The organism is Glycomyces paridis, from assembly GCF_004912155.1.
GTDB classification, from domain to species: domain Bacteria; phylum Actinomycetota; class Actinomycetes; order Mycobacteriales; family Micromonosporaceae; genus Glycomyces; species Glycomyces paridis.
The window spans coordinates 245,734-255,310 of sequence record NZ_STGX01000007.1 but is presented as its reverse complement, the minus strand read 5'-3'; the positions used below and the strand labels follow the sequence as shown (position 1 = coordinate 255,310).

6 protein-coding genes are annotated in these 9,577 nt (G+C 69.5%); 4 read left to right on the top strand and 2 right to left on the bottom strand.

Going from position 1 to position 9,577, the window contains the following annotated elements:
- Window positions 1–458: 458 nt before the first annotated feature.
- Together E9998_RS11715 and E9998_RS11710 are read left to right on the top strand one after the other, a co-directional pair.
- A complete protein-coding gene (locus tag E9998_RS11715) occupies window positions 459–1,622 on the top strand; it encodes a serine hydrolase domain-containing protein (RefSeq protein WP_136529867.1) in 1,164 nt (387 codons plus the stop codon).
- A 226-nt stretch (window positions 1,623–1,848) separates the two neighbouring features.
- Complete coding sequence (locus E9998_RS11710) at window positions 1,849–3,009, top strand: hypothetical protein (protein WP_136529866.1); 1,161 nt, start codon at window positions 1,849–1,851, stop codon at window positions 3,007–3,009.
- On the opposite strand, the gene E9998_RS11705 is transcribed toward E9998_RS11710, so the two are convergent.
- The gene (locus E9998_RS11705; RefSeq protein WP_192907082.1) at window positions 3,010–3,393 is read right to left on the bottom strand and encodes a winged helix-turn-helix transcriptional regulator; all 384 of its coding nucleotides are present in this window, start codon (window positions 3,391–3,393) and stop codon (window positions 3,010–3,012) included.
- Between the two features lie 85 nt (window positions 3,394–3,478).
- Between E9998_RS11705 and E9998_RS11700 the strand changes: the two genes are divergently transcribed.
- Window positions 3,479–4,297: an NAD(P)H-binding protein gene (locus E9998_RS11700; RefSeq protein WP_136529865.1), complete on the top strand. Its 819-nt coding sequence runs from the start codon at window positions 3,479–3,481 to the stop codon at window positions 4,295–4,297.
- 71 nt (window positions 4,298–4,368) lie between these two features.
- On the opposite strand, the gene E9998_RS11695 is transcribed toward E9998_RS11700, so the two are convergent.
- A complete protein-coding gene (locus E9998_RS11695) occupies window positions 4,369–5,664 on the bottom strand; it encodes a DUF6585 family protein (protein WP_136529864.1) in 1,296 nt (431 codons plus the stop codon).
- A gap of 548 nt (window positions 5,665–6,212) precedes the next feature.
- Here E9998_RS11695 and E9998_RS11690 point away from each other — a divergent pair.
- Window positions 6,213–9,536: a discoidin domain-containing protein gene (locus E9998_RS11690; protein WP_136529863.1), complete on the top strand. Its 3,324-nt coding sequence runs from the start codon at window positions 6,213–6,215 to the stop codon at window positions 9,534–9,536.
- The last annotated feature ends 41 nt before the right edge of the window (window positions 9,537–9,577 follow it).

Here is a 9,577-nt window from a genome sequence, read left to right as displayed (position 1 = left end):
CATCACCCACACGATGACAACACACTCACATTCACCACCACTTCCACAGTGTCGCAACGAAAACGACAACAGCGAGGCGAGTGACTGGAGCGGAGACAACAGCAGAGGTGGAGGCGGGCCGAACGGGAAGCGATGAGGCAGATATGGAGGCGGACCGAACCCCGGCCTCGGGCCGAGCTTCGAACCCGGCTTCGGACCAAACCGCGGACACCGGGCGAGCCAAACCTCGGCCGCGGACCGACCCCGGCCCCGGCCCGGGTCGAACTCCAGCCCCGGCGCGCCCGCCACCCGACCCCCGACCTCGCCACCACCACACCCCCTTGTCGGTGCCGCCTTTTTCATTGACCGCGCCCGATGCACACCAGTCAGCTGACCGGTGCTCGTTACCTTGGGCGGGAGGGGGATGAGTACAGGCTGCGGGAGTGCATTGGGCGGGGCGAATTCGTACGGTTGTCGGCATGAGAAACTCCTTGCTCACAATTACCGCGGCCTTGGCGGCCGGGTTGGTCGCCGTTCCCGTTGCCGGTGTTGCCGCGTCGCCCGTTGGGGACGGGATCGATGCCGATGCCGTTGAGGCGCGATTCGAAGCGTTCGCGGCGCTCGGCGGGCACACTGTGCTCGCCGAGGTTCGGGACGGCGATGAGGTCTGGTCGGAGGCGAGCGGGCTCAGAAACCTTGAGGCGGACGCGGAGGCGGCCCGGGTAGGGGACCGGGTGCGCATCGGGAGTGCGACGAAGTCGTTCACCGCGGCGATCCTCGTTCAGCTGCAAGGGGAAGGCGCGCTCGACCTCGACGACACCCTCGGGGAGCACCTTCCGGGCCCGCTGCCGTACGACCAGGACCCGACGATCCGCCAGGTGCTCACCCACACCAGTGGCCTGCCCGACTACCTGTCCTTCCTCTACCCGTCGCTCGCGGCCGGCGACATCAGCGACATCCGCGAGGGCTACCGGGAGGCCTACGAGCCCGCCGAGCTGGTCGCGCTCGCTACGCAGGCGCCGTTGCGGTTCGAGCCGGGGGAGGGGTACGCGTACTCGAACGCCGGGTACATCGTTCTCGGGATGCTGGTCGAGGAGGTCACCGGGAACCCGTTCGGGCGCGAGATGCGGGAGCGGATCATCGAGCCCGCGGGGCTCGACCGCACGTACCTGCCGCGAGGGAACGGCGCGGCTCTGCATGGGCCGCACCTGACTCCGTACATCACGACGGGCGAGGCCGACGACCCGTACTTCGACACCACCCGCCTCTCGGCCACGCAGATGTGGGCCGCGGGAGGGATCGTCTCGACCGTGGCGGACATGAACGACTTCTACACGGCGCTGACGGACGGCACGCTGCTCACCGCGGGGGAGCTCGCCGAGGCGACCGAGTTCGTGGAGACCGGCAAGAGCTTCGGGTACGGCCTCGGCCTGTTCAGCCAGGAGTTCGGCTGCGCCGACGAGGAGGTCTTCATCGGACACGAGGGCGACGGCCTCGGCCACGAGGTCCTCTCGTTCCACTCCCTCGACGGCGAGCGCCACGCGACGGTGGCATGGAACATCGGCGACAAGCACGGCTACACCGACCCCGACCTCTTCGACGCCGAGCTGGAGGCCTTCATGCAGGCCGCCCTGTGCGACTAGAACCTGTCACGTGAATCGGACCGGCCCCCGGCCGGGCCGATTCACGGCGTCCTCCTCGGATCGGATTCACCCCAGGCATCCGATCCGATTCGCGCCGCGCCGGTGCGTGGCCTCGCTCGACCCGTCGGGAAACGTCGATACTTCGATTCCTCTTGCCCTGGCCGTGGCTTCCTAGACTGGGCGGATGTCACATACCTCCCATAGGAACTTTTGGGCCGCACCGACATTGTGCCGTTGGTCCGCCGCCTCCCTCGGCGCCGTCCTGCTGCTCACCGCCGCCGCATGTCAGGGTGAGGAACCCTCCGAGCGGGCCTCCGAGGAAGCCTCCGCCGGCGCCCCTGAGGCCGAAGACTGGATCGAGGCGGCACCCAGCAGGGCCGCCGTCATCGACTGGGACACCCAGTCCCTCATCGCGATCGTCGACGGCGAGCCGGTCCCGGTTCCCGAGGCAGGCATGGTCTCCGGGCCTCCCGCCGTCAACTGGTCGCCCGACGGCGGCCTCATGACGGCAGGATCAGGTGGCACGTTCTGGCAGTGGCCCGGCCCCGGCGAGGCTGCCACGCCCTTTTCCTGCGGCGCGAACTGCCAGGGAGCCTTCGTCGCCGACGATCCCGAGCAGCTGTACTCCTTCAACGGCACCGAGATTCAGCGCCTCGGCGAGTACGGCTACCCGGCTGCCGAACCGGTAGGCGTCGGCCTCGGCACCCGCGTCGACTACCTTGACAGCGCGCAGATCTGGGGCGTCGTAGACGGCAAGCTCCTCATCGGTAAGACCGACCCCGAGGAGCGCTACGCCTCGGCCGCCGACCTCTGGCTCGTCGATCCCGCGACCGGCGAGGTCCTCGTGGAGGCGACCGAGGACTTCGCCGAGGACCAGCGTTTCAGCCACGTTGCGCTGCACCATGACGCGAGTCGCGTGGCGCTCACCGGCGACGGCGCCGGATACTGCGACCCGAGCCCCGGCGTGACCGTGCTCGACACCGCGACGCTCGCCCCCGCCGAGCCCGTCGCCGATTTCCCCGCCGGCGCAAACGAAGGCACCGTCCACGCCGCGGACCTGTTCTACAACGGCACGATCCTCTATGCGGTGCTGCAAGAACGCCACGGCGCCGATTGCGCCGAGACCACTCCGATGGGCGTCTGGCGCCACACGGACGGCGCCTGGGAACAGGTCGCCGAAGGCGACTTCGCCAGTGTGCGGCCGCTCGAAGCGCTCGACGGCGCCCAGTCCGGGGCCGCGCTCGTGGTGGACGCGGGCGACGGCGCCTGCCGGGTCGTGGACCTGCCCGGTGGCGAGATCCGTGCCGACCTCGGCAGCTGCGATGTGCTCACCTGGTCGACGCCCACGGCGAACGAGATCGACCTCAGCGCCCTGAGTGGACGGTGATCACCCGGTCGGCCGGGCGGCGTCGTAGTCCTGGCGCGCCCGGTCGACCTTCCCGAGGTTGACCGACCAGTCGGCGATCGAGGCGAAGAGCGGCGCGAGGCTGCGGCCCAGGTCGGTGATCGCGTACTCGACCCGGGGCGGGACCTCGGCGTGGTAGGTCCGCGACACCAGGCCGTCGCGTTCGAGTTGGCGCAGCCGCTGGGTGAGCACCTTCGGAGAGATGGTGGTGATGCGCCGCTCCAGCTCGACGAAGCGGTGGCGTCCGTACTCGTTGAGCGTCCACAGGATCGGCGTGGTCCACCGGCTGAAGACCAGGTCGACCACCGGCGAGATCGGGCACGCCTGCTCAGGAGCAATATCCGCTGTGGTTTCCATCACGATCATGCCGCTTTCCTCTAGGTACCTACTGTCTTCACGACAGTAGCGTGGCCGAAGCAGAAGAGGAAACCCGATATACAAGGGAGCGAACATGATCGTGGTAACCGGAGCAACCGGGAACGTCGGCCGGCCGCTGGTGCGGTCCCTCGTCGCGGCAGGGGAGCGGGTGCGGGCCGTCGCCCGCACCGAGGCGGAGATGCCCGCGGGCGTCGAGTTCCACCAGGCCGACATCGCCGACCCGCGGCGCCTCGCGGCGGCGGTCGACGGCGCCGAATCGCTGTTCCTGCTCACCGCCGAGTCGTTCCTGGAACACGGCGACATGCACGCGGCGATGGAGGCCGTGAAGGCCGCCGGCCTGCGCAGGGTCGTGCTGCTCTCCTCGCAGGGCGTCGCGACGGGCCGCCACCCGGTGGCCCTGGAAGCGGTCGTCAAGGCATCGGGTCTGGAGTGGACGATGGTGCAGCCGGGGAACTTCGCCTCCAACTCGTTCCAGTGGGCCGAGTCGATCCGCCTGCGGCGCTCAGTGACAGCGCCGTTCGCCGACACCGCCCTCCCGGCGGTCGACCCGGCCGACATCGCCGACGTCGCCGCGGCGGCGCTGCGGGAGGAGGGCCATGTCGGCAGGTCCTACATCGTGACCGGCCCCGAGCCGATCACGCCCCGCCGGCAGGTGGCGGCGATCGCCGACCTCCTCGGCGAGCCGGTGGCGTTCACGGAGGAGACCCCGGCCGAGGCCCGAGAACGGATGCGCGCGTTCATGCCCGCACCGGTCGTCGAGGCGACCCTGGGCATCCTCGGCACCCCGAGCGCCGAGGAGCAGGCGGTCAGCCCCGACGTCGAGCACGTCCTCGGCCGCCCGGCGCGACCCTACGCCGAATGGGCGGCCCGCAACCTCGCCGCCTTCAAGTAGGCGCACGAAACCCGCCCCGCCGCGAATCCGCAGGCGCCGGGGCGGGCCGCGGCCGTCCCACGTCAGCGGCCTCAGGTCCAGGTGATGCCGCTGCGAACCTGCACGGCCGCTTTGAAGACGAAGAAGTTCGCGATCGTGTAGACCGGCTCGCGAGTGCGGAGGAACCGGCCGCGCACGTTGAAGAGCACCACGCCGTCCTGGACCGAGGCGGCCTGGAGGTCGGGCCAGGGGATCGGGTTGCCGTCGGCGGTGATGCCGTCGCGGTCGATCGAGAGGTGTCCGAAGTCGACTCGGCGCCCGGCCTCGATCTCGGCCAGGACCTTCGGCAGCTGCGCCCTCGTGATCTGGTCCTGGATGATCGGCCCCCAGATCTCGGGCCCTTCGAACGCCGCGCCGAGCACGAAGCGGTCGAGGTTCCCGTTGAGGTTCACGATCGCCGAGCTGGCGGCGCCCTTGGGGTCGCCGATGCTGACCGCGTTCCCCTCCTGGTCCACCAGGAGGTAGTTGAAGGTGACGAGCCCGGTGGTCGGGTAGTGGAAGAGCTGCTGGAACACGCGCGCGTCGTCCCACCAGAGCATCTGGACGCGGGCCTTGGGGCCCTTGACGATGAGGCCCTCGTCGAAGAAGTCGAGCGCGTCGCCCGCCTGCGACTTCCGTTTCATGTGCGCGAGGTTGGCGACGCCGAGCCCGATGAACGCGGTGAAGACCAGGAAGAAGACGAGCCCGTATCCGGTGGCGAGGAAGCCGGTGCTCGCGAACAGCAGCACGACGAGCAGGTAGATCCCCAGCGCCACCCCGAGCCGGACACCGATGGGGGCGGGTCGCGGCTGGTAGCGGGCACGCCATTGCCCAAGGCCCGCTTGGGCGATGATCGATTCGATTCCGGGCGGCTGTGCGTTCGGGTACATGTCCTCGGCTTTCTTCGGAGTTGGCGGTCGGTTGTGGGCGGTGTGGTTTCGGCGCGGCCCGCGGAACGCCAGGATCGCGACCGCGATCGCCGCGGCGGTGAGGGACAGTCCGGTCGCCAGGAGGTCGCCGTCCCAAGCGGCCCTTGCGGTGCCGTTCGGGGCGGCGGCGGTCAGCGCGACGACGCCGGCGATGAGGAAGCAGGCGGCGTAGACGGCCAGGCCGGTCGCGTTCCGCCTGCGGCTCTTCTGCTCGGGGGTGGGCGCCGCTTCAGGGTCGCCGAGGGCGCGTCGCTCGCGTTCGATCGCTTCGAGGGCGGTGACGAACCGGAGCTGCTCTTCGGGGGAGTAGGTGGGTCGGCGCGGGTCGGCGAGCCTGCGCCGGTAGGCGGCGCGGACCTCGCCCATCGGGGTGCCGCGGGCGACGCCGAGGAGCCGGTACGGATCGCTGTGGTCGAACAAGGGGCCTCCTGGGGATCGGGCTAGCCACGGTGGTGAAGGTAGGCGCGCCGGGCACGAATCCGTCCCGATTCGGTCATGAGCCCCAGTGGGCATGCGTGACACCGGTGGCGCGGCCGGAGGACGCGCGGCCTTCCTCGCGAGTCGCCCAATGGTGCGCGAGGTGCCGATGGTGAATGGTGCAATGCGATGCGGAGTGGTCGCAGGCGAGTGCTTATCGCTCCCACTCGTTTCGGCGTCGCGTGCGGCAATCCATTGGAAACGAAGTATTGACAAGCGTAATTGGTCGGGATTAGAATCTGCATTTAGGTATAGCGCTAAACCTATGATCAACAGCAACTTCACAACCCAAAATCTCCACTGAGATCGATAGACATCGATCTCATTGATGGTGCGCCCCGAAGCCGAAAACCGGCTTCGGCCGTGCGCGCCCGCCCCGGGCCGCCCATTGCCGAGCCCGGACCGACAGCGATCGAATCCGGCCGCGAGGCGCTATTCGTGGTGCCCAGCAACGGGTCGATCGCCGCCAAACCCCCGAGCAAGGAGTCGAAATGAAACTCTCGCGCCTGGCCCTCACGGCGGCGGCCGCAGTCGCCGCCGTGATGGCAGCGCTCGTGCCGGTCGCGCCGGCACAAGCGGCGAACGGCCCGAACCTGGCCGCCGGCAAGACCATGACCGCCTCGAGCCATGTCCAGAACTACACCGCCGCCAACGCCGGCGACGGCAACCAGGGGACCTACTGGGAGAGCGCGAACGGCGCGTTCCCCCAATGGCTCCAGGTCGACCTCGGCGCCGAGGCCGACGTCAACGAGGTCGTCCTCGAACTGCCCTCGCTCCCGTCCTGGCAGACCCGGTCCCAGACCGTCGAGCTGCGCGGCAGCGCCGACGGGACGAACTTCACCACCCTCGCCTCCGCGCAGGCCCGCACCTTCGACCCGAACGCCGGGAACACGGTGAGCATCGAGGTCGACCCCGCGTCCGTGCGCTTCGTGCGCGTGGTCGTCACCGCCAACACCGGCTGGCCCGCCGCGCAGATCTCCGAACTGGAGGTTTACGGCGAGACCGGGACCCCTTCGGCCGGTGAGGATCTGGCCGGAGACCGCCCGATCAACGCCTCCTCGCAGCAGTTCGACTTCGCGGCCGAGAACGCCAACGACGGCGACCTCTCGACCTACTGGGAGAGCGCGGCGGGCTCGTATCCGAGCACGCTCACCGTCGACCTCGGCGCGAACGCCGAGCTCGAACGCGTCGTGGTCCGGCTCAACCCGAACACGGCCTGGGGCCCCCGGACGCAGACGTTCTCGGTGCTCGGACGCGACCTCAACGGCGGCGAGTTCACCACGCTCGTCCCGTCCGCCGCATACGGTTTCGACCCCTCCAGCGGCAACACCGTGACCGTCCCGGTCACCGCCACCGCGGGCGAGCTGCGTCTCCAGTTCACGGCCAACACCGGCGCCCCGGGTGCCCAGGTGGCCGAGATCCAGGTGTTCGGCATCCCCGCGCCCGCCGCCGACCTCGTCGTCACCGACCTCTCCTGGAGCCCCGCCTCCCCCAGCGAGACCGACGCGGTGACACTTTCGGCCACCGTCGCGAACCTCGGCGAGGTCGCCTCGGCCCCGACCGCCGTGGACCTCAAGCTCGACGGCGTCCTGCTCGGCACCGCGCCCGTCGACGGCCTCCCCGCCGGCTCAAGTGCGGTCGTCTCGGCCGACATCGGTTCGCAGAACGCGGGGGACCACGAGGTCGGCGCCGCCGTCGACCCCGGCGCCCTGGTCGCCGAGAGCGACGAGGGCAACAACGAGTACACGCACGCCGACCCGCTCACCGTGAGCGCCGTCCCCACCTCCGACCTCGTCGCCGCCGCGATCACCTGGAGCCCGAGCAACCCGGCCGCGGGCGACACCGTCGACTTCGCCGTCACGCTCGCCAACCAGGGCAGCATCGACTCGGCCGGCGGCGCGCACGCCGTCACGCTCACCCTGACCGACAACGACACCGGGCAGACCGTCCGCACGCTCACCGGAGACCACCAGGGCGCCATCGCCTCCGGCGCCACCACCGGCCCCATCGGACTCGGCACCTGGACCGCGGCCGACGGCGACTTCACCGTCACCGTCGAGGTCGCCGCCGACGCCAACGAACTGCCGATCAAGCGGGACAACAACACCGCCACCCGGTCGCTGTCGATCGGACGCGGTGCGAACCTGCCCTTCACCATCGAGGAGGCCGAGCACGGCACCGTCGGCGGCGGCGCGCAGATCCTCGCCCCCAACCGCAGCATCGGCGACCTCGCAGGCGAGGCCTCCGGCCGCCAGGCCGCCGTCCTCGACGGCACCGGCGAGTACGTCGAGTTCACCACCGCCACGAGCACCAACACGCTCGTCACCCGTTTCTCCATTCCGGACGCCCCGGGCGGCGGCGGCATCACCGCGAGCCTGAACCTCTACGTGGACGGCGAACTCGTCCAGCCGCTCGAACTCACCTCCAAGTTCGCGTGGCTCTACGGCGCCGAGGCGAGCCCGAACAACTCGCCGAGCTCGGGCCCGGCCCGCCACATCTACGACGAGGCCAACGTCCTGCTCGACGAGACGATCCCGGCCGGGAGCACCATCCGGCTCCAGAAGGACGCCGCGAACTCGGCGGCCTTCTACGCGATCGACTTCATCAGCCTCGAACAGGTCGCGCCGGTCGCCAACCCCGACCCCGCGCGGTACCTCGAACCGGACGGCTTCGGCCACCAGGACGTCCAGAACGCCCTGGACGCCTTCAGGATGGACACCTCGGGCGACCTGCTCGGCGTGTACCTGCCCCCCGGTGACTACCAGACCGCGCAGAAGTTCCAGGTGTACGGCAAGGCCGTCGAGCTCATCGGCGCCGGGCCCTGGTACACCCGCTTCTACGCCCCGCAGGGTCAGGAGAACACCGACGTCGGCTTCCGCGCCGAGAACACCGCGAACGGCTCCACCTTCGCCGGATTCGCCTACTTCGGGAACTATACGACCCGCATCGACGGGCCCGGGAAGGTCTTCGACTGGCAGAACGTCTCCGACATGACCATCGACGACACCTGGACCGAGCACCAGGTCTGCATGTTCTGGGGCTCGCGCATCAGCGACACGCGGATCACGAACTCCCGCGCCCGCAACCTGTTCGCCGACGCCATCAACATGACCAACGGCAGCAACGGGAACCTCGTCCAGAACGTCGAGTCCCGCGCCTCCGGCGACGACAGCTTCGCGCTCTTCGCCGCCACCGACGCGGGCGGCGGCGACCAGACCGGCAACGTGTACGAGAACCTCACCTCGATCCTCACCTGGCGCGCCGCCGGACTGGCGGTCTACGGCGGGTACGGCAACACGTTCCGCAACATCCACATCGCCGACACCCTCGTCTACTCGGGCATCACCATCAGCTCCCTGGACTTCGGCATCCCCATGGACGGCTTCGAATCCGACCCCCCGACCGAGTTCGAGAACATCTCGGTCGTCAGGGCCGGCGGCCACTTCTGGGGCCAGCAGACCTTCCCCGGGATCTGGATCTTCTCCGCCTCCAAGACCTACGAGGGCATCCGCGTGACCAACGTGGACATCGTCAGCCCCACCTACTCCGGCATCATGTTCCAGACCAACTACGTCGGCGGCCAACCCCAGAACCCGGTCACCGACACCGTCTTCACCGACGTCACCATCACCGGCGCCCACCTCAGCGGCGACGCCTTCGAGGCCAAATCCGGCTACGCCATCTGGGTCAACGAAATGCCCGAACCCGGCCAAGGCCCCGCCGTCGGCGCCGCCGTCTTCCACAACCTCCAGATGACCGACAACCACCAGGACATCAAGAACACGACCACCACCTTCCAGATCATCATCGACTGACTGAACCCGAAGCCCGGCCGCAACCTGCGGCCGGGCTTCGG

Bases quoted from the DNA above. Each gene is read 5' to 3' on its own strand.
- E9998_RS11715 (WP_136529867.1), top strand. From the start codon at position 459: ATGAGAAACTCCTTGCTCACAATTACCGCGGCCTTGGCGGCCGGGTTG.
- E9998_RS11705 (WP_192907082.1), bottom strand. From the start codon at position 3,393: ATGATCGTGATGGAAACCACAGCGGATATTGCTCCTGAGCAGGCGTGC.
- E9998_RS11700 (WP_136529865.1), top strand. From the start codon at position 3,479: ATGATCGTGGTAACCGGAGCAACCGGGAACGTCGGCCGGCCGCTGGTG.
- E9998_RS11690 (WP_136529863.1), top strand. From the start codon at position 6,213: ATGAAACTCTCGCGCCTGGCCCTCACGGCGGCGGCCGCAGTCGCCGCC.